This is a genomic window from Labrys miyagiensis, assembly GCF_030160835.1.
Taxonomy (GTDB): Bacteria; Pseudomonadota; Alphaproteobacteria; order Rhizobiales; family Labraceae; genus Labrys; species Labrys miyagiensis.
In genome coordinates this window covers 12501-31769 of sequence record NZ_BSPC01000058.1, presented here as the reverse complement: position 1 = coordinate 31769, position 19269 = coordinate 12501, and the positions used below count along the sequence as shown (strand labels likewise).

Genomic DNA, 19269 nt, shown 5'->3' with positions numbered 1-19269 from the left:
GAAAGATAGAGTATCTTCCGATCCAGCTCGATCGGGAGATACACTTGTTTATCGGGCGGCTGGCACGACCGTGTCGGCCGCTTTTTTGATAGGTTATGCGATATGGCGGCCATTCTCGAAATGCGCGGCATCACCAAGACCTTTCCGGGGGTCAAGGCGCTCAACAACGTCAATCTGACTGTAAACGCAGGGGAGATCCACGGCATCGTCGGCGAGAACGGCGCCGGCAAGTCGACCCTGATGAAGGTGCTCAGCGGTGTTTATCCGCATGGCAGCTATGAGGGCGAGATCGAGTTCCAGGGGCAGGAATGCCGGTTCAAGGACATTCGCCATTCCGAAGAACTGGGGATCATCATCATCCATCAGGAGCTGGCGCTTGTGCCCTTGCTCTCGATCGCTGAAAACCTGTTCCTCGGCAATGAGCAGGCCTCCGGCGGGGTGATCGACTGGCCACAGACCTACGCCCGCAGCCGTCAGGTGCTGGACAAGGTCGGCCTCAAGGAGCATCCGGATACGCTGATCACCAATATCGGCGTGGGCAAGCAGCAACTCGTCGAGATCGCCAAGGCGCTGTCGAAGAACGTCAAGCTGCTGATCCTCGACGAGCCGACGGCCAGTCTCAACGAGAGCGACAGCGACGCCCTGCTCGATCTTCTCCTGGAGTTCAAGGCCCAGGGCATCTCCTCGATCCTGATCTCGCACAAGCTCAACGAGATCTCCAAGGTCTGCGACGAGATCACCATAATCCGCGACGGCGCGTCCATCGAGACGCTCGACTGCAAGAGCGAGGCGATCAGCGAGGACCGCATCATCAAGGGCATGGTCGGCCGCGAGATGGCGGATCGCTATCCCCAGCGCGAGCCGCGCATCGGCGGCCCGGTGCTGGAGGTGCGCAACTGGACTGTCTACCACCATGAGCATTCCGACCGCCAGGTGGTGAAGGGCGTGAACCTTACCGTGAACAAGGGCGAGGTCGTCGGCATTTCCGGCCTGATGGGCGCAGGGCGGACGGAGCTTGCCATGAGCATCTTCGGGCAATCCTACGGCCAACGCATCAGCGGGCAGGTGCAGATACACGGCAAGCCGGTGGACGTCTCCACCATTCCCAAGGCCCTGGAACACGGCCTTGCCTATGTCACCGAGGACCGCAAGCAGCTTGGCCTGGTCCTCGAAGAAGACATCATGAAGAACATCACCCTCAGCAATCTGAAGGGTGTGTCCAACCGCTCCGTCATCGACGACATCAAGGAATTGCGGGTGGCGAATGAGTATCGCCGCAAGTTGAACATCCGCTCGCCCAACGTTTTCCAGAAGACCGTGAACCTATCGGGCGGAAACCAGCAGAAGGTCGTGCTCAGCAAATGGCTATTCTCCGACCCCCAGCTGCTGATCCTTGACGAGCCGACGCGCGGTATCGACGTCGGCGCCAAATACGAAATCTACAGCATCATCAACCAAATGGTTGACGAAGGCAAAGCCGTGCTGATGATTTCGTCCGAGATGCCGGAACTGCTCGGCATGTGTGACCGGATCTACGTCATGAACGGGGGACGGTTCGTCGGTGAATTTCCTGGCGCCGAGGCAACACAAGAAAAGATCATGCGCGCTATCATGCGTGCGGAGGGACGACAATAATGACAATGAATAGCACGGTCTCGCAGGCCGCTTCCCCGAGAAAGTCCATCGTCGATTACATTTCCAGCAATATCCGAGATTACGGCCTCCTGATCTCGCTGCTGATCATCGTCGGCTTCTTCCAGTACATGACCGAGGGCCGCATGTTGGCGCCCTCGAACATCAACAACATTCCCAACCAGAACGGCTACGTCATCGTCATGGCGCTCGGCATGATGCTGGTGATCGTGTCGGGGCATATCGATCTGTCGGTCGGCTCGGTCTGTGCCTTCACCGGCGCGGTCTCGGCCGTGCTGATGGTGAACGTCCACGTGCCTTGGCCGCTTGCCGCCATCCTCACCCTGGCGGTCGGCGCCGTGATCGGCGGCGTGCAAGGCTATTTCATCGCCTATCTGCGCATACCCTCGTTCATCGTGACACTGGCGGGCATGCTGGTGTTTCGAGGCCTGACCTATCGTTTGCTCGGCAACACCAATGTCGGCCCGCTGCCGGCAACCTTCAACCAGCTCAGCGCCGGCTGGATCACCGATCCTTTCGCGGTGCCTGGCTTTTACGTGACCACCTTCGTGCTGGCGGTCATTGCCGCCGCGGCTTTCATCATCCTCAACATCAAGGGAAGGATGACCCGCATCAAGCACGGTGTCGAAGAAGAGCCCTCGACGATCTTCGTCGGCCGCAGCATCCTGATGGCAGCGGTCACGCTTTACGTCGGCTATCTCCTGGCCGAGTATCGCGGCCTGCCCACGGTGCTGATCATTTTGCTGGTCCTGACGCTGCTCTATGTGTTCGTGACCACCCGCACGGTGATCGGCCGTCGCATCTATGCGCTGGGTGGCAACGAGAAGGCGGCCAAGCTCTCGGGCATCAACACCAACCGGCTCATCCTGCTCACCTTCCTCAACATGGGCGTCCTGGCGGCGCTTGCAGGCATGGTCGTGACCTCCCGTTTCGGCGGCATGGCGACTCCCAAGGCCGGTGACGGCTACGAGCTCGACGTCATCGCGGCCTGCTTCATCGGCGGCGCGTCAGCCTCGGGCGGCGTCGGCAAGATCACCGGCGCGGTCATCGGTGCCTTGCTGATGGGCGTGATGAATGTCGGCATGTCCATTCTCGGCCTCGGCATCGACGACCAGAAATGGATCAAGGGCCTCGTCCTGCTCTTCGCCGTCTGCCTCGACGTCTACTACAAGCGGAAGCGCTGAGACCCCTCTCAGGGTACGCAATCGTAACTTGGCGATTGCGTACTCTCCCGCTACACGCGTTCCCCGGCGGGGAGCGCGGCAATGGATCGAATCGTCAAGGCCTTCTTCAACTCGGCCGCTGGCCTGAGCCATGCCATGCGTTACGAACTGGCGGTTCGCCAGGAGGTGTTGGTTCTCCTCATCGCCATCCCGGTGAGCTTCTTCCTGACCGACAATTGCTGGAAACGCCTCGCTTTGGTCGGCGTGCTCCTGATCGTGCTGATGGTCGAGCTGCTCAACACCGCGATCGAAGCGCTGTCGGACCATGTAACGCCCGATGCCCATCCCCATATTCGTATCGTCAAGGATCTCGGTTCGGCGGCCGTCTTCATGGCGTTGACGCTCGCCGGCCTGACCTGGCTTGTCGCGCTGGTCGAAAGGCTGGTGTAAGGAAGGCCGATAGCGTTTTCTTCGTTCATAGAATCGATCATGAGCACCGATATTCTTCGTATCGCCATTGCCCAGCTCAAGCCGACGCTGGGCGATCTCGCCGGCAATGTCGCCAAGGCCCGCGCCGCCCGCGCCGAGGCCCACAAGCAGGGCGCCGACCTCGTCCTCTTCACCGAGCTCTTCATCTCCGGCTACCTGCCCGAGGACCTGGTGCTGAAGCCGGCCTACCAGGACGCCTGCCGCGCCGCGCTTGAGGATTTTGCCCGCGATACCGCCGATGGCGGCCCTGCGGCGCTCATCGGCCTGCCCTGGAACGAGAAGGGCAAGCTGCACAATGCCGTGGCACTGGTCGATAATGGCATCATAGCCGCCGTACGCTTCAAGAACGACCTTCCCAACTACGGCGTGTTCGACGAGAAGCGCGTGTTCCAGCCGGGACCCATGCCCGGCCCGATTTCTTTCCGCGGCGTGCGCCTGGGCGTACCGATCTGTGAGGACATCTGGGGCCACGATGTCGTCGAGTGTCTGGTCGAAACGGGGGCGGAGATCCTGCTCGTGCCCAATGGCTCGCCCTATCATCGCGACAAGTCGGATGTGCGTCTCAACGTCGCCGTGGCGCGCGTCGCCGAAAGCGGCCTGCCGATCGCCTATGCCAACGAGATCGGCGGCCAGGACGAGGTGATCTTCGACGGCGCCTCCTTCGTCATCAATGCCGACCATACCCTCGCCGTGCAGCTTCCCGCCTTTCGCGAGGCGGTGGTCACCACCACCTGGCGGCGCCGCGGCAATGGCTGGAGCTGCGACAAGGGCACGATCGAGCCGGTCGAGGAGGACGAAGAGGCCGACTATCAGGCCTGCATGCTGGGCCTGCGCGACTATGTGAACAAGAACGGCTTCCCCGGCGTGGTGCTCGGCCTCTCCGGCGGCATCGATTCGGCCATCGTCGCGGCCATGGCCGTGGATGCGCTCGGGCGGGAGCGCGTGCATTGCGTGATGCTGCCCTTCCACTACACCTCGCCGGAATCGCTGAAGGACGCCTATGAATGCGCCACCGCGCTCGGCGTGCGCTATGACGTGGTGCCGATCGAGGTGCCCGTCACCGGCCTTGAAAGCGTGCTGGAGCCGATCTTCAAGGGCGCTCCCCGCGGCATCGCTGAGGAGAACATGCAGAGCCGCACGCGCGGCACCATCCTGATGTCGATCTCCAACAAGTTCGGCGCCATGGTAGTGACCACCGGCAACAAGTCCGAGATGTCGGTCGGCTATTGCACGCTCTATGGCGATATGAACGGCGGCTACAACCCGATCAAGGATCTCTACAAGACCGAGGTCTATCGCCTCTCGGCGCTGCGCAACCGCTGGAAGCCGGTGGACGCCATGGGCCCTTCGGGCGTGGTCATTCCCGAGAACATCCTCACCAAGGCGCCGACGGCCGAACTGCGCGAAAACCAGAAGGACCAGGATTCGCTGCCGCCCTACGATGTGCTCGACGACATCCTGCGCTGCCTGGTCGAGCAGGAGATGCGGGTGGCCGAGATCGTCGGCCGCGGACATGACGAGGAGACGGTGCGCAAGGTCGAGCGCCTGCTTTATCTCGCCGAATACAAGCGCCGCCAGGCCGCGCCGGGCGTGAAAGTCACGGAGAAGAATTTCGGCCGCGACCGGCGCTATCCGATCACCAACCGCTTTCGAGACAAGGGCGCGGGGCTGAAGCCGGATGCCGCGCTTTACCGGATCGCGAGCGGCAGCAGCGTCGAAGCCATCGACGTGTGAGTTGGCGGACTGACCTTTGGGGCGGCGCTTCATCTGGTGGCGTTGCGGTTCCATGCCGGTCTGAAGACCGGCACACCAACACGACGCTGCCAGAGGAGGCGCCGCCCTCGAGGTCGGCACAGAGTTGAGTGACGCGTCCGCAACCTCATCCTATTGCTATGTCCTAATTGCATATCAGACCTGTACCGATTGTGCCTCTATCCACGCGCCGCGCTGGTAAAATACTTGTGTTGACGTTCTCAATGGGAACGTAGATGGCCCGGGTTCCCAGATACCCGGGAAAAGGAGCAGAGGCCTTCCTCTACGGCGCGCCGCAAATGGCTGTGCACAGCGGTCTTGAGGACCGTCCTTTCAAAACACCTTCCACAAAGGTTGCGTTCGCAACCGATCTACGCCCGCCCGAACAATTCCTTGCCCGCGATCACGCCGATCGCAGGTTCGTGTTGTCACGAGCGAAACGGGCCGCTTGTCTTCCTCACGGTAAGACCCGCAGCCGGCGCCCCGCCTCGAAGCAAAGCCGAGGCTGTCACCGTGCATCCCATCCATGGACAAGCTCATGCTTGACTTGCTTCAAGGCGAACACGCCGACCTTATCCTCCTCCTGGCCAAGATCGTCGGTGTTCTCATCGCTATTGCCCTTTTCGTGCGGGTGAGCGGCATCGTCCGTTACATCCCCAATGACCGGCTCGGCGTGCTGGAGAAATTGTGGAGCTTCCGCGGCTCCGTCCAAAGTGGTTTCATCGCCCTGCGCGGCGAAGCCGGCTACCAGCCTGATGTGCTGCGCGGCGGCTTCCACTTCTTCATGCCCTTCCAGTTCCGCATCCATCCGGTGTCGCTGGTGACCATCCCGCAGAGCGAGATCGGCTATGTTTTCGCCCGCGACGGTGAGCCCTTGCCGCCGACCCAGACGCTCGCCAACAACGAAGTCGCCAATGATTTCCAGGATGCGCGCGGCTTCCTCTCGAATGGCGGCCAGAAGGGTCCGCAGCGCAAGATCCTGCGCGAAGGTACCTATGCCATCAACCTTGCCCAGTTCGTGGTGCTGACGCGCGACAGCATCTATGCCGTGCGCCTCAATACCTCGGAAAAGACCTTGTTCGAGAACATGTCGACCTTGATCGCCGAGCGGTCGGGGTTCCAGCCTGTGGTGATCAAGGACGCGCAGGACGTCATCGGCGTCGTCACCGTGCATGACGGCCCGTCCTTGCCCGATGGCGAGATCATCGCACCCACTGTCGGCAGCGCGACCAATGACCCAGACTTTCACAACAATTTCCAGGATACCGAGAAATTCCTCCGCGCGGGCGGCTATCGTGGCCGGCAATATCAGGTGCTTGCCGATGGCAGCTATTATCTGAACCGCCTCTTCGCCACGGTCGAACTCGTCAACAAGACGGTGATCGAGGTCGGCACGGTGGGTGTCGTGGTGTCCTATACGGGACGGCGTGGCATCGACCAGTCGGGCGAAGCCTATCGCCATGGCGAACTGGTGGATCCCGGCTATCGCGGCGTGTGGACGACTCCGCTGTTGCCGGGCAAATACGCCTTCAACACCTATGCCGGCAAGATCGTCGCGGTGCCCACCACCAATTTCGTGCTGAAATGGACCAAGGAGCAGTCCGGCCCGCATCGGCTGGACGAAAATCTCTCGGAGATCAGCCTGATCACCCGCGATGCCTTCGAGCCCCTGTTGCCGCTCTCAGTGGTCGTGCATATCGACTACCGCAAGGCACCTCTGGTGGTGCAGCGCTTCGGCGACATCAAGAAACTGGTCGAGCAGACCCTCGACCCGATGGTCTCGGCCTATTTCAAGAACATCGCCCAGACCAAGACCCTGATCCAACTCCTGCAGGAGCGCAGCGACATCCAGCAGAAGTCCGGCGACGAGATGCGAGCCAAATTCGAGGGCTATAGCCTCGAACTGCAGGAGGTGCTGATCGGCACGCCGCATGCCGGCACCGGCCAGGGCATCGAGCAGATCCTGATACAGCTGCGCGAGCGGCAGATCGCGGTGGAGAAGGTCGAGACCTACAAGCTCCAGGAAGTGGCGGCCGTGCAGGAAAGAACGCTGCGCGAAAAGCAGGCCATGGCCGAGCAGCAGACGCAGATCACGGCTTCCGCGCTCTCCATCCAGGTGCGCGAGAACGAGGGCAAGGCCAAGCTGGCCCAGACCCGCCAGGAGGCCGAGACCATCCAGGTCACCGCCAAGGCCAATGCCGAGCGGGCACGCCTCGAAGGTGGCGGCGAGGCCGACCGCATCCGCTTCATCGGTTCGGCGGATGCCGACAAGATCCGCGCCATCGGTCTCGCCCAGGCCGAGGCGACGGACAAGCAGGTCCAGGCCTATGGCGGCCCGCAATACCAGTTGAACAGCCAGGTGCTGATGCGCTTCGCCGAAGCCATCGAGAACGGCAAGCTGCCGCTCGTGCCGAATATCATGGTGGGCGGCGGCAAGGGCGAAGGGGGCAGCGGCAACCTCGTCGAGATGCTGCTGGCCATGCTGGTGGCCGAGCGCACAGGGACGCCGCAACGGCCTGCGGCGCCCGCGGGTGAGCGCGCGAACTGAGGAGGAAAGGGCGCAACGCAAAGCCTCCCCCACGAAGCTGGGGGTATCGCGCACACTTTGTGTGCGCTGGGCATCGCGAAGCAATGACTGAGGGGGTGTGGTCCAACGGGCGGTAACCCAACAGCAGAGGGCTCTGATTCATAAAAGAATCCGAGCCTTTTCCTTTATTGTCGTCCTCGTCGGGCCACACCCCCTCCGAGCCGACTTCGTCGGCCCACCTCCCCCACCTTCGTGGGGGAGGCCAGTCGCGCCCTGCTCCGTTGGGTTATATCGCCCAACCCGCCTTCAAGCCCTCCAGCACCGCCTCTTCCGCCGTCCTCGGCGTCAGGCAGTCGCCGATCACATGCAGTTCACCCTCGAAATCGCTCAGCTCCGCTTCCAGCGTGTTCACCGCATCATGCCCGAGCGAGGTCACCAGCGTGTCCACCCCCTCGATGATGATCGGCTCGCGGCCGGTGACATGGGCGAGGTAGACGGTCTGGCCGTCGACGCCGTAGAGGTCGGCATAGGGGATGACCTCGACGCCGAGATCATGCAGCACGCCGGCGGTCTGGTCGCGCACATAGGCCTGGATGCGCTGGCCGGGCATGTAGCCATTGACGGCGAGGCGGACCTTGCAGCCGGCGCGAGCGAGTTTCTCGGCGACACCCATGCCGATCCAGTCGCAACGCCAGTCCGCCACCAGCACAGAGGCGCCGACATTGGCTTCGTCGCGCAGCACCTGCCAGGCATCGACGACATGGGCGCTCTCGGCGCCCGGCAGCTCAGGATGGCGCGGCGTCGCGCCGGTCGCCAGTACCACGGTGTCGGGCTTCTCGCGCAGGATCAGCGCGGGATCGACCCTGGTGCGCCTGACGATCTTGACGCCGGCGCGCTCCGCTTCACCCGTGAGGTTCGACACGATGGTGCCGAATTCGAGCCGCCGCGGCAGCAATTGTGCCAGCAGGGCCTGTCCGCCCAGGCGCTCTGAGGCCTCGAAGAGCGTGACCTTGTGGCCGCGCTCTGCCGCGATGGCCGCAGCCTTCAGCCCGGCCGGGCCACCGCCGGCCACCAGCACGCGCTTGGGGTTGCCAGCGCGCTTCATCGTGCCGTAGGTGAGCTCGCGGCCGGTCTCCGGATGCTGGATGCAGGAGATGGGCACGCCAAGCTGGAAATGCCCGATGCAGGCTTGGTTGCAGGCGATGCAGGCGCGGATATCATCGAAGCGGCCGGCCTCGGCCTTGCCGGGCATGTCGGGATCGCAGATCAGGGCGCGCGTCATGCCCACCATATCGGCCTCGCCCTGGGCGACCAGGCGCTCTGCATCCTGGGGCTGGTTGACGCGGCCGGCGTAGAAGACGGGCGTCTTGACCTGGCGCTTGATCGCCGCCGCCACCGGCGCGCCATAGGCGCTGGCGAAGGCCATGGCGGGTGCGATATGGACGGCGCCGCCGAAACTGGCCGAGGAGCCGATAGTGAGGTTGAAATAGTCGAAGGCGCCGTCGAGTGCGACCAGCGCCTCGCTCACCTCCTCGGTGGTGAGGCCGTTGAGGTCACGGTCCTCAGCGCTGAAGCGCAGGCCGACGACGAAATCCGGAGCGGTCTGTCGGCGTATGGCCTCGACGATCTCACGGAGGAAGCGCAGGCGGTTCTCCAGTGAACCGCCATACTGGTCCTCGCGCAGATTGGCGCGCGGATTGACGAACTGGGCCGGCAGATAGCCATGGCTGCCGACGATCTCGACCCCATCGAGGCCGGCGGTTTCGAGGCGTTTGGCCGCCGCGCCATAACCCTCGACGATCTCGGCGATCATGCGTGTGGTCATGGGGCGCGGCATGACATGGAAGCGCTGGTTGGGCACGGCCGAGGGGGCATAGGCGACCGGCGCCGTGCCCTCGGCCGTCTCCATGATCTCGCGGCCGGGATGGAAGAGTTGCCCGAACACGGTGGCGCCCTCGGCGTGACAGACATCGGCGAGGCGCCGGTAGCCGGGAATGCAGTCGTCGCTGGTCGCCATCAAGAGATGGGAGGTGTAGCGCGCCGTCTCGTGCACGCCGGCGACCTGCAGCACGATCAGGCCGACGCCTCCTTTGGCGCGAGCCTGCTGATAGGCGATCAGGGCATCGTTGGGCACGAAGGCGGTGGGCAGCGTGGTGTCGTGGCCCGTTGACATGATGCGGTTCTTGATCCGCGTGTTGCGGATCGTGAAGGGCGAATAGAGATGGGGGAGGGGATGGCTCACGCGGCCTCGGCTTGATGCTCCGGCCGATTGCCTCAGCCGGGGAGACTATCAAACAGGAGGCGCTGCATTTTCAAGGCGCAAACGCGCCCCCCTTTATGTGCCCGCCTTGTCCTCGAGGGCCTTTATGCGCTCGTCGAGGTCATGAAGCCTGTCCTCCCACTGGATCTCGAAGTTGGTCCGCGCCCCGAGCATCTCGCCACGAATGATCGTTTCCAACTCGACGGTCTGTTCATGGAACCGCCGATCGATGCTCGTCAGGCGGCCCTCGATGAGATCGAAACGGTTCTCGATCGCATTGAAGCGGTTGGAGTGATGGCCGAGGATTTCCACGATGCGAGACAGCAAAGTCCCTTGATCGCGCAACGGCTTGCGGATTTCCTTGAGAACCTCGGTCATCAGGCTGTTGTCGACGTTTTCACTCATGAGAAAGCTATATCATGCGCCCGCGCCGAAGCGCCAGTAGCTCGGCCCTGGTCCAAATTTGCGCTCGCCAATAATATGCACCAAGGCCCGGCGATAGCCGTCGGGATTTCGAACGCGCCGTGTGCCGGTGTTGAGTGTCAAAGGCAACACCCTAGCTCAGGCTCGTGGCGAGCAGAGCCGCCCCGCTATGCACCTGCGTCGTCAGGTCGTCCCTGACGCCAGTCCTACATGCCAGGGACCGTGAAATCGAAGCGGTAGGTTGCCGACACGCCCAGCAGCAGCTGGTTGTCGTTGCCGCGCTCCCTGACCAGGCTCGAATCGGCCGCCGGGCCAGTGAGGCGGCTATATTCGGCGAAAGCGCTGGTGGTAATCTTGTCGGTGGTCTTCCATGTCACGGCGCCGCCGACGCCGACCGATTTGATGCCGCCGCCGTCGGGATGATAGATGTCGAGGCCGGAAGCCAGCGACTCCGCCAGCGATACGCCGTAATAAGCCTCGTAGTAGCCCTCGCTCGCGGCCGAGATGCGCGGGCCGCCGGAGATGCGCCAGGTCGGCGTGATATCGTAGAAGGCATCAGCCGAGAGATCGGCGACCACGCCGTGATACGCGCGGATGCCCTCGCGGACTTCGGCGCGCAGGCGCAGCCAGTCCGACGGGTAATAGTTCATGAACAGGCCGAGTTCGCCGCCCCACGGCACGTCCTTGAGGCCCTTGAGGTCGTTGGATGCCGAATCGGTGCGCTCGTACAGGATCTTGGCAACGGGACCGATCTGGAAATTGCCCGTGTCGAACACCGCCAAACCGGGATTGTCGTTGCGAGAGGTGAACACCGGGCCGGCGCCCGAGCGGCCCAGCGACACCATCGGCGCCGCCAGGAAGCCCATATTGCTGGCGCCTTCATAGCTCGGCCCCACCGTGGCCTGGGCGCCCAGAGTCAGCGACCATCCTCCGGCGAAATAGGTGTCCCAGAAGCCCGTGGGCGTGTAGGGCGAGGGGGTGGGCGTGGATTGGGCCAGTGCCGGCGAGGCCAGCGCGCAGCCGAGAGCTGCGGCTGCGATGGTCGTCTTCAACAGGGTACGCAACATCACTTCTTTCCAGGCTCTGCCCGCATCACAGTCCTCGGCAGGCTTTGCCCGACATTGCCTGCAACGTGACAACAAAGAATGAATGAAGGCTTGGAGTTCCAATGGTATTCCCTAACGTCATGTTCTTGATGCGGGGAGCATCAACAGTGCCGCGTCATCGCATCACGATGACAGGTCCATGGCGGTTACGGTCAGCCTGCCGAATATCCAGAAGGCAGGCGCGGAAAGATTGGTGGCGCCCCTTATAGACGTGATGTCATTTTTGTGGCCAGCAAAAACGACTCTCTTTGTACCTATAATCTTTCCTTCAAAATCGGGGCCGCGGGGTATAGGAGACAGCGTTTCGTCAAATCGAAGGCCCGTTATGCCACCCGTCGTCCGATTCGCGCCGTCCCCCACCGGCTACATCCATATCGGCAATATCCGCACCGCCCTGCTGAACTGGTGCGTGGGCAAGCGTGTCGGCGGCCAATTCATCCTGCGCTACGACGATACCGACACTGCCCGCTCCCGGCAGGAATATGCCGACGCCATCAGGCAAGACCTTATCTGGCTCGGCATGGTGCCGGATCTCGAACTGCGGCAGTCCGATCGTCTGTCCCTCTATGACACCACCACCGCCAGGCTGCGGGCGGCCGGGCGCCTTTATCCCTGCTACGAGACCGAGGAGGAACTCGACCGCCGCCGCGCCCTGCAGAAGGCGCGCGGCCTGCCGCCGGTCTACGACCGTGCCGCCCTCAAACTCACCGATATGCAGAAGGCGGCCTTGGAGGCGGAGGGGCGCCGCCCGCATTGGCGCTTCCTGCTCAACCATCGCCGGGTGGAGTGGGAGGATGGCGTGCGTGGCCCGGCCCATATCGACACCTCGTCGCTCTCCGATCCCGTGCTGGTGCGCGCCGATGGCAGCTATCTCTACACGCTCACCTCGGTGATCGACGACATCGATCTCGGCGTGACCCACATTATCCGCGGCGAGGACCACGTCACCAACACCGCCGTGCAGATCGAGATTTTCGAGGCGCTGGGCGGCAGGGTACCTGTTTTCGCGCATCACAACCTCCTCACCACGCTGAGCGGGGAGGGGCTCTCCAAGCGCACGGGCGCCCTTTCGATCCGTTCCCTGCGCGAGGACGGCTTCGAGCCGATGGCGGTGTCGAGCCTTGCCCTTCTCACCGGGACATCGGAAGCCGTGCGTCCCGTCGCCTCGCTCGAGGAATTGGCCAAGCTGGTCGATCTCTCGCGCATCTCTCGCGCACCGGCCCGCTTCGATCCGGCCGAGATCCAGGTGCTCAACGCTCGCTTGCTGCATGAGACGCCCTATGCCGAAGTGGCGGATCGGCTGGTGGCGCTCGGCGTTGGCGGCGGCGAGACATTCTGGCAGGTGGTGCGCAGCAACATCGTCAAGCTGGCGGAGACGAAGAACTGGTGGGACGTGGTGACCGGCCCGGTCGCCTCCGATGTGGAGGATACCGCCTTCCTGTCGCGCGCCGCCGCGGTCCTGCCGCCCGGGCCCTGGGATGAGACGACCTGGAGCATTTGGACCGACGCGGTGAAGGCCGAGACCGGCGCCAAGGGCAAGGCGCTGTTCATGCCGCTGCGTCAGGCGCTGACCGGGCTCGATCACGGGCCGGAACTGAAGGGATTGTTGCCGCTGATCGGCCGGGAGCGGGTGTTGGAGAGGTTGAAGAGGGAGTTCTGACAGGAGGGCGGTTCCATGCCCGTCTGAAGACCGGCACACCGGGAAGGGCGTTTTGGTGTGCCGGTCTTCAGACCGGCATGGAAGCACCGCCCTCCCGGGGCTGCGCCCAACCGCTCATTCTCGACAGTCCCTACATCACCCCTACATCACCCCTCCGTCACCTCCCTCTGGAACGACTCGCCTCCCCATCCCATATGCAGGCCGATGAGGAGGCACTGGATGCTGCGCAAGATTGTCTTCGGCCTGGCTGCGATCGCCGCCCTGGCTTCAACGCCCGCCCTGGCCCAGAGCCAGGATCCCGACCTGATCTTCAAGAAATCGACAGTCTGGAAATTCCTGACGCCGGATGACAAGCTGGCCGTCTATGGCATCGACGATCCCGATGTCGACGGCGTTGCCTGCCATTTTACCATCCCTGAGAAGGGCGGCCTCAAGGGCATGTTCGGTGTGGCCGAGCAGGTCTCCGACATCTCGCTGGCCTGCCGCCAGATCGGGCCGATCAAGTTCAAGTCGAAATTCGAGCAGGGCGCCCTGGTCTATCGCCAGTCGCGCTCGTTCTTCTTCAAGAAGATGCAGGTGGTGCGCGGCTGCGACGTCAAGCGCAACGTGCTGGTCTATCTCGTCTATAGCGACAAGCTGATCGACGGTTCGCCGAAGAACTCGACGTCCTCGGTCCCGGTCATGCCCTGGAATGGCGAGCCGGCGCAGAAATGCGGGGACTTCGTTACGGATTAACCTGGGAGCGCGGACATCTTGTCCGCTCTTGGAACCGTGGCGCTGGCGGGAAAAGGAAGAGCGGACATCGCGGCATGAAGGCATGTCGCTGTGATGTCCGCGCTCCCAGTCACTTCTCGCAGGTAATCACAACCGCATGCGGTTGCGCGACGGCGACCTGGGTCGGGCCGTTGATCGAACCGGTGATGTCGGCTTCGCTCTGGCGGCGATAGTCGATTGCCTTGGAATAGCCATTGGCGACACACCATTCGGTGGCGATGGGTGCACCACAGGCCGCGCCGCTCTCCAGGCAGGTGTCGACGCCATAGCCGTCATCGTTGGCGACGACAAAGGAGGCAACGTTCTGGGCAAAGGCGGGTGTGGCGAAGGCCAACGCAGCCGCAAACAGGGAAATAGCAGGAAGTTTCATCGAAATACGCGCTCGTGAACGGGTGCTGCCCCGTTCAATATCGGAGCCTGACTACCATCGCAGTGCGCTTTTAAACATCCGTAAATCGACGTGGAGAAACTTTGGCGGAACCATGTTGCCGCTGTGCATCACTAAGGGATCGTTAAAAAACAAGTGCTTCAAGCGCGACGCTTGCGCGCCTCTCCCGCTCTTTGAAAACCGGCTTGCCGATTCACTGATTTTTCTAACGATCCCCAAGCGTCAGCCTCTTTCGTGTCAGCGCCTTTTGCTTCCGCCGTTTTCTCACCCCAATGCGCAAGCGCTCTCGTTCCCACGCCCTTTCGGGCTGGGTTGATGAAGAGACCGGGCGATGGCGGCTGCGGAGCAGCCGTGAAGGCAAGATCATGGAAGATGCAGGCCGCACTGTCGGTGCAGGCCGCCATCGCCCCGTTCCGGTTGCCTGGCGCGCTGACAAGGCGTGCAAGGCCACCTGTTTTTCCGCCTTCCGAAGGCGGAGGCGAGCCGGGAGCGGATGGCACGGACCATCCGAACCTGACCAGCCGGCTCGGCGAAGGGGCTCAGCGCTGCAGTCCTGGCCGGACAGTGGCATGAGCCGTCTTCACCGCATCGGCGGGACGGGGGACAAAGGCGTTGCCGGGCTCAAGCCCTTCACGCTTCGTCCAGGGATCACAGGGCACTTCCATGGGGTGCCGATCCCGTCTGTCCCGCACGTCACCCCTGGAGGCCGGCTTCGAGAGAAGCAGGACCACCGTGCGCCTACCGCTTGGATAGGCTGTCGGGGTGGATGGAGGCGTTCGGAGCCGGGTTGATCATACACCGGCTGCTGACGCCTCATTCCGTTAGGGAATAAAGCATGGGGATGAACAAAAGTCAAGACTGGTTCTATGTTTGTCCAACGCACTTGAGTGAATGTCCTTATGGTCATCCCGTGCGCACTGCACCACTGCGTGGTGCAGTGCGCACGGGATGACCACGAAAGCGTTCGCCCGATTGCCCGGTTCACCACCGGCGCGGCCTCCCCCCGATGTGACGATGTGTACGCTTGGCGCAAAGCAAGGGATGAGAAATGCAGATGCGTGACGATCACACCCGACGCCACCTCAATGTCGACGAAAAGCAGGCGCTAAAGGCGGAAGCGATCCATCGGTTCTTACAGCAATATGCTCGGAAGGCCCAAAAGGGGACTGAACCGAACGACAGGAAGTATTCGAGAGACGTCGAGCGAAAAGTCCGGCAAATGAAGCCTCAGGAGTTCGACTCTTTTTTGCGTTACGGCGAGGAGGAGTGAATACTCGCCGAGCTGAAAAGGCAGATACCGATCGAACCAGGATACGATCCCGAGGCGCCCCATCTTGACTTCCGCGCCTGCTTGGCACATTGGTCCCGCCCATGACAAAGACGGCCATCCTTTCGCGGATTATTTGCAGCTAGCAGAAACGCTGGCTGGCGCCGTCATTCGCCCAAAATCTTGAGCGCAGACGCCCCTGGCCAGCCAAGGTGGGGAACGCATGACTTTACGGCTCTACGATACGCGCACGCGCGCCAAGGTCGATTTCCACCCGGTCGATCCCGATCACGTGCGCCTGTATGTCTGCGGGCCCACGGTCTATGACTTCGCCCATATCGGCAATGCCCGCCCGATCATTGTGTTCGACGTGCTGTTCCGCCTGCTGCGCCACATCTATGGCGCCGAGCATGTCACCTATGCCCGCAACATCACCGACGTTGACGACAAGATCAACGACAGGGCGGCCGAGCGCGGCATTTCCATCCGCGAACTGACGGACGGCACGCTGGCCCAGTTCCACCAGGATATCCGCGCGCTGGGCGTGCTGATGCCCGGCGAGGTCAATCAGCCCGGCCAGCTTCCGCAAATGGTCGAGCCGCGCGCCACCGATCATATCGAGGAGATGAAGGCGCTCATCGAACGGCTGATCGCGCGGGGCGTCGCCTATGTCGCGGAGGAGCATGTGCTGTTCTCCGTACATGGGATGGAAAAGCTCGCGGAGGTGCCGCGCTATGGCTCGCTTGCCCGCCGCTCGCTCGACGAGATGTTGTCGGGTGCCCGCATCGATGTTGCGCCCTACAAGCGCGATCCCATGGATTTCGTACTCTGGAAGCCCTCGCACGGCCATCAGCCTGGCTGGCCGAGCCCGGCCGGCATCGCCACCCCGGGCCGTCCTGGCTGGCATATCGAGTGCTCCGCCATGGCGACCGCCAAGCTCCTGGAGCCCTTCGGCGGTGGCCTTGCTTGCGACGATCCGGCCCGCAACATCTTCGACATCCATGGCGGTGGCATCGATCTCGTCTTCCCGCATCACGAGAACGAGATCGCCCAAAGCTGCTGCGCCTTCGGCACGCCGGTGATGGCCAATGTTTGGATGCACAACGGCTTCCTGCAGGTCGAGAGCGAGAAGATGTCCAAGAGTCTGGGCAACTTCATCACCATCCGGGAACTGCTGGCGAGCGACAAGTTCGGCGGCCGGGCCTGGCATGGCGATGTGCTGCGCTTTGCCATGCTGCGCACCCATTACCGCCAGCCTATCGACTGGACCGTGCAGGCCCTCACCGAGGCACAGCAGACCCTGCTGCGCTGGTATGAGGACGCACCGGCGGACGGCGGCATCGATGCGGGTGTGATCGAGGCGCTTTCGGATGACCTCAAGACGCCGGCGGTGCTGGCGCGCCTGCACCAGATCGAGAGCCCGGCCGACCGCGCGGCGACCCTGGCCTTCCTCGGCTTCAGCAACGATGTGGCGGCGCTGAAGGGCGACACCGCGATCAGCGAGGCCCTGCGAGGGGAAGTCGAGGCCCTTCTTGTCGCGCGAAAGGCGGCTCGGGCAGCCAAGAACTGGCCGGAATCGGACCGCATCCGCGATGAGCTGACAAGGCTCAACATCGCCGTCAAGGACAACAAGGACGGCACCACGAGCTGGGAGGTCAAGGTCTGATGGCACAGGCAATGCCGAAACCGGGGCTTCGCCCCTTCCTCCCGGCGGATGGGCCGATCCTGGCCGAAATCTTCCGCGCCAGCATCCATGAGCTGACCGGGGAGGACTATTCCGAGGGCCAGCAGGAAGCCTGGGCCAGCGCGGCCGACGATGAAGAAGCCTGGAGCCATCGGCTCGCGGGCTCCCTTACGCTCGTCGCCACGGTCGGCGGCTCGCCCATCGGCTTCATCGCGCTCAAGGGCAAGGAAATGGTGGACCTGCTCTACGTCCATCCAGCCGTGGCGGGGCAGGGCGTGGCCGCCATGCTCTACAACGCCGTCGAACAACTTGCCAAGGCGCGCGGTGTCACGGCGCTCACCGTCGATGCCAGCGATACGGCCCGTGACTTCTTCCAGAAGCAGGGTTTTTCGGCCGAGCGGCGCAACACGGTGACGCTGGGCGACGAGTGGCTCGGCAACACCACCATGAAGAAGACGCTTGTCGCGCCGGGAGCGGCTTCGTGACGACGCGTGACCGGCTCTATCTCTTCGACACCACCCTGCGCGACGGCGCCCAGACCACGGGCGTCGACTTCTCCCTGCCGGACAAGCAGGCGATCGCCCGTCTGCTCGACGATCTCGGCGTCGACTATATCGAGGGCGGCTATCCCGGCGCCAATCCGCTCGACACACAATTCTTCAGCCAGGACAATGGCCTGAGGGCGACGTTCACCGCCTTCGGCATGACCAAGCGTGCCGGCCGCTCGGCAGCCAACGATCCCGGCATCGCCGGCCTTCTCGACGCGAGGGCGGATGCGATCTGCTTCGTCGCCAAGAGCTGGGATCACCAGGTGCGAGTGGCGCTCGGCATCAGCCTGGAAGAGAATCTCGACAGCATCCGCGACAGCGTCGCCACCGCCAAGGCGCGCGGGCGCGAGGTGCTGCTCGATTGCGAGCATTTCTTTGATGGCTACAAGGCCAATCCCGACTATGCACTTTCTTGCGCCCGGGCCGCCTATGAGGCCGGCGCGCGCTGGGTGGTGCTTTGCGACACCAATGGCGGCACGCTTCCCCACGAGGTCGAACATATCGTCGGCGAGGTCGCGAAGGTCATCCCGGGCGACCATCTCGGCATTCACGCCCATAACGACACCGAGCAGGCGGTGGCGAATTCGCTTGCGGCTGTGCGCGCGGGCGTGCGCCAGATCCAGGGCACGCTCAATGGCCTCGGCGAGCGTTGCGGCAATGCCAACCTCACCTCCCTAATCCCCACGCTCCTGCTCAAGCCCGATTATGCCGAGCGCTTCGAGATCGGCGTCGACGGGCACAAGCTCGAGACGCTGACGCGCGTGTCGCGCAAGCTCGACGAATTGCTGAATCGCACGCCCGACCATCATGCGCCCTATGTCGGTTCCTCGGCCTTCGCCACCAAGGCCGGCATCCATGCCTCCGCCGTGGTCAAGGACCCCTCGACCTATGAGCATGTCGCGCCGGAGAGCGTCGGCAACCGGCGCAAGCTCCTGGTCTCCGATCAGGCCGGCAAGTCGAATATCCTGGCCGAACTCGAACGCCTCGGCCTGACCATCGACAAGGATGATCCGCGCCTGATGCATCTGCTCGGCGCGCTGAAGGACAAGGAAGCGCAGGGCTATGCCTATGAAGGCGCCGACGCCTCCTTCTTCCTGCTGGCCAAGCGCATCCTCGGCACCGTGCCGGAATTCTTCTTCATCGAGCGCTTCAGCGTGAATGTGGAACGGCGCTGGAATGCCCGGGGCGAGCTCGGCAGCTATTCGGAAGCCATCGTCAAGGTGAAAGTGGGTGGGGACGAGCTGATCTCCGCCGCCGAGGGGCAGGGCCCGGTCAACGCCCTCGACATCGCCCTGCGCAAGGATCTCGGCAAATACCAATCCTATATCGAGGATCTGAAGCTGGTGGACTACAAGGTCCGCATCTTCCAGGGCGGCTCGGACGCGGTGACCCGCGTGCTCATCGAGTTCCAGGACAAGGCCGGCGAGCGCTGGAGCACGGTGGGCGTCTCCGACAACATCATCGATGCTTCGTTCCAGGCCCTGACGGATTCGATGACGTACAAGCTCCTGAAGTCCGGCGCGGAAGTTTGAGGTTGACGGAAAATTTGCATCCCATTCCCAGGATCATCTAGCT

Annotated in this window: 16 protein-coding genes; 11 read left to right on the top strand and 5 right to left on the bottom strand. The window is 63.1% G+C overall.

Features of this window, described 5'->3' with window-relative positions:
- Positions 1-102: 102 nt before the first annotated feature.
- The 5 genes from mmsA to QQL24_RS25305 all read left to right on the top strand — a co-directional run bounded on the left by mmsA (position 103) and on the right by QQL24_RS25305 (position 7605).
- On the top strand, positions 103-1635 hold the full coding sequence (gene mmsA / locus QQL24_RS25325) for a multiple monosaccharide ABC transporter ATP-binding protein (protein ID WP_284315078.1): 1533 nt from the start codon (positions 103-105) through the stop codon (positions 1633-1635).
- A complete protein-coding gene (mmsB, locus tag QQL24_RS25320) occupies positions 1635-2837 on the top strand; it encodes a multiple monosaccharide ABC transporter permease (RefSeq protein ID WP_284315077.1) in 1203 nt (400 codons plus the stop codon). The genes mmsA and mmsB overlap by 1 nt, the downstream gene beginning before the upstream one ends.
- 81 nt (positions 2838-2918) lie before the next feature.
- A complete protein-coding gene (locus tag QQL24_RS25315) occupies positions 2919-3266 on the top strand; it encodes a diacylglycerol kinase (RefSeq protein WP_284315076.1) in 348 nt (115 codons plus the stop codon).
- Between the two features lie 39 nt (positions 3267-3305).
- Positions 3306-5039, top strand: coding sequence for an NAD+ synthase (locus tag QQL24_RS25310; RefSeq protein ID WP_284315075.1), 1734 nt, complete (start codon positions 3306-3308; stop codon positions 5037-5039).
- Positions 5040-5595: 556 nt separating this feature from the next.
- The gene (locus tag QQL24_RS25305) at positions 5596-7605 is read left to right on the top strand and encodes an SPFH domain-containing protein (RefSeq protein WP_284315074.1); all 2010 of its coding nucleotides are present in this window, start codon (positions 5596-5598) and stop codon (positions 7603-7605) included.
- 265 nt (positions 7606-7870) lie between these two features.
- Here QQL24_RS25305 and QQL24_RS25300 read toward each other — a convergent pair whose 3' ends face one another.
- The 3 genes from QQL24_RS25300 to QQL24_RS25290 form a co-directional block, all read right to left on the bottom strand.
- Positions 7871-9826, bottom strand: a complete 1956-nt coding sequence (locus QQL24_RS25300) for an oxidoreductase (protein ID WP_284315073.1) — start codon at positions 9824-9826, stop codon at positions 7871-7873.
- 93 nt (positions 9827-9919) lie between these two features.
- Positions 9920-10249 (bottom strand): hypothetical protein, encoded by a 330-nt coding sequence (locus QQL24_RS25295; RefSeq protein ID WP_284315072.1) that lies wholly within the window; start codon positions 10247-10249, stop codon positions 9920-9922.
- 224 nt (positions 10250-10473) lie between these two features.
- Entirely contained in the window at positions 10474-11334 is an 861-nt protein-coding gene (locus QQL24_RS25290) for a MipA/OmpV family protein (protein WP_284315071.1), read from the bottom strand.
- Positions 11335-11698: 364 nt separating this feature from the next.
- On the opposite strand from QQL24_RS25290, the gene gltX reads away from it, so the two are divergent.
- Positions 11699-13033 carry a glutamate--tRNA ligase gene (gltX, locus tag QQL24_RS25285; protein WP_284315070.1) on the top strand — a complete coding sequence of 445 codons (1335 nt, stop codon included), beginning with the start codon at positions 11699-11701 and terminating at the stop codon, positions 13031-13033.
- A gap of 219 nt (positions 13034-13252) precedes the next feature.
- Positions 13253-13768, top strand: a complete 516-nt coding sequence (locus QQL24_RS25280) for a CreA family protein (protein ID WP_284315069.1) — start codon at positions 13253-13255, stop codon at positions 13766-13768.
- Between the two features lie 109 nt (positions 13769-13877).
- On the opposite strand, the gene QQL24_RS25275 is transcribed toward QQL24_RS25280, so the two are convergent.
- Together QQL24_RS25275 and QQL24_RS25270 are read right to left on the bottom strand one after the other, a co-directional pair.
- A complete protein-coding gene (locus tag QQL24_RS25275; RefSeq protein ID WP_284315068.1) occupies positions 13878-14177 on the bottom strand; it encodes a hypothetical protein in 300 nt (99 codons plus the stop codon).
- A 557-nt stretch (positions 14178-14734) separates the two neighbouring features.
- Positions 14735-14860 (bottom strand): hypothetical protein, encoded by a 126-nt coding sequence (locus tag QQL24_RS25270; protein ID WP_284315067.1) that lies wholly within the window; start codon positions 14858-14860, stop codon positions 14735-14737.
- A gap of 383 nt (positions 14861-15243) precedes the next feature.
- On the opposite strand from QQL24_RS25270, the gene QQL24_RS25265 reads away from it, so the two are divergent.
- The 4 genes from QQL24_RS25265 (at position 15244) to cimA (ending at position 19226) form a co-directional block, all read left to right on the top strand.
- Positions 15244-15465, top strand: a complete 222-nt coding sequence (locus tag QQL24_RS25265; RefSeq protein WP_284315066.1) for a hypothetical protein — start codon at positions 15244-15246, stop codon at positions 15463-15465.
- Between the two features lie 220 nt (positions 15466-15685).
- Entirely contained in the window at positions 15686-17128 is a 1443-nt protein-coding gene (gene cysS, locus QQL24_RS25260; RefSeq protein ID WP_284315065.1) for a cysteine--tRNA ligase, read from the top strand.
- Positions 17128-17631, top strand: coding sequence for a GNAT family N-acetyltransferase (locus tag QQL24_RS25255; protein WP_284315064.1), 504 nt, complete (start codon positions 17128-17130; stop codon positions 17629-17631). Before cysS ends, QQL24_RS25255 begins: the two co-directional genes overlap by 1 nt.
- Positions 17628-19226 carry a citramalate synthase gene (gene cimA / locus QQL24_RS25250; RefSeq protein WP_284315063.1) on the top strand — a complete coding sequence of 533 codons (1599 nt, stop codon included), beginning with the start codon at positions 17628-17630 and terminating at the stop codon, positions 19224-19226. Before QQL24_RS25255 ends, cimA begins: the two co-directional genes overlap by 4 nt.
- The last annotated feature ends 43 nt before the right edge of the window (positions 19227-19269 follow it).

Excerpts from the sequence above, each read along its gene's own strand:
- mmsA (WP_284315078.1), top strand. The coding sequence starts at position 103 with ATGGCGGCCATTCTCGAAATGCGCGGCATCACCAAGACCTTTCCGGGG.
- mmsB (WP_284315077.1), top strand. The coding sequence starts at position 1,635 with ATGACAATGAATAGCACGGTCTCGCAGGCCGCTTCCCCGAGAAAGTCC.
- QQL24_RS25315 (WP_284315076.1), top strand. The coding sequence starts at position 2,919 with ATGGATCGAATCGTCAAGGCCTTCTTCAACTCGGCCGCTGGCCTGAGC.
- QQL24_RS25310 (WP_284315075.1), top strand. The coding sequence starts at position 3,306 with ATGAGCACCGATATTCTTCGTATCGCCATTGCCCAGCTCAAGCCGACG.
- QQL24_RS25305 (WP_284315074.1), top strand. The coding sequence starts at position 5,596 with ATGCTTGACTTGCTTCAAGGCGAACACGCCGACCTTATCCTCCTCCTG.
- QQL24_RS25295 (WP_284315072.1), bottom strand. The coding sequence starts at position 10,249 with ATGAGTGAAAACGTCGACAACAGCCTGATGACCGAGGTTCTCAAGGAA.
- QQL24_RS25290 (WP_284315071.1), bottom strand. The coding sequence starts at position 11,334 with ATGTTGCGTACCCTGTTGAAGACGACCATCGCAGCCGCAGCTCTCGGC.
- gltX (WP_284315070.1), top strand. The coding sequence starts at position 11,699 with ATGCCACCCGTCGTCCGATTCGCGCCGTCCCCCACCGGCTACATCCAT.
- QQL24_RS25280 (WP_284315069.1), top strand. The coding sequence starts at position 13,253 with ATGCTGCGCAAGATTGTCTTCGGCCTGGCTGCGATCGCCGCCCTGGCT.
- QQL24_RS25275 (WP_284315068.1), bottom strand. The coding sequence starts at position 14,177 with ATGAAACTTCCTGCTATTTCCCTGTTTGCGGCTGCGTTGGCCTTCGCC.
- QQL24_RS25270 (WP_284315067.1), bottom strand. The coding sequence starts at position 14,860 with ATGGAAGTGCCCTGTGATCCCTGGACGAAGCGTGAAGGGCTTGAGCCC.
- QQL24_RS25265 (WP_284315066.1), top strand. The coding sequence starts at position 15,244 with ATGCAGATGCGTGACGATCACACCCGACGCCACCTCAATGTCGACGAA.
- cysS (WP_284315065.1), top strand. The coding sequence starts at position 15,686 with ATGACTTTACGGCTCTACGATACGCGCACGCGCGCCAAGGTCGATTTC.
- QQL24_RS25255 (WP_284315064.1), top strand. The coding sequence starts at position 17,128 with ATGGCACAGGCAATGCCGAAACCGGGGCTTCGCCCCTTCCTCCCGGCG.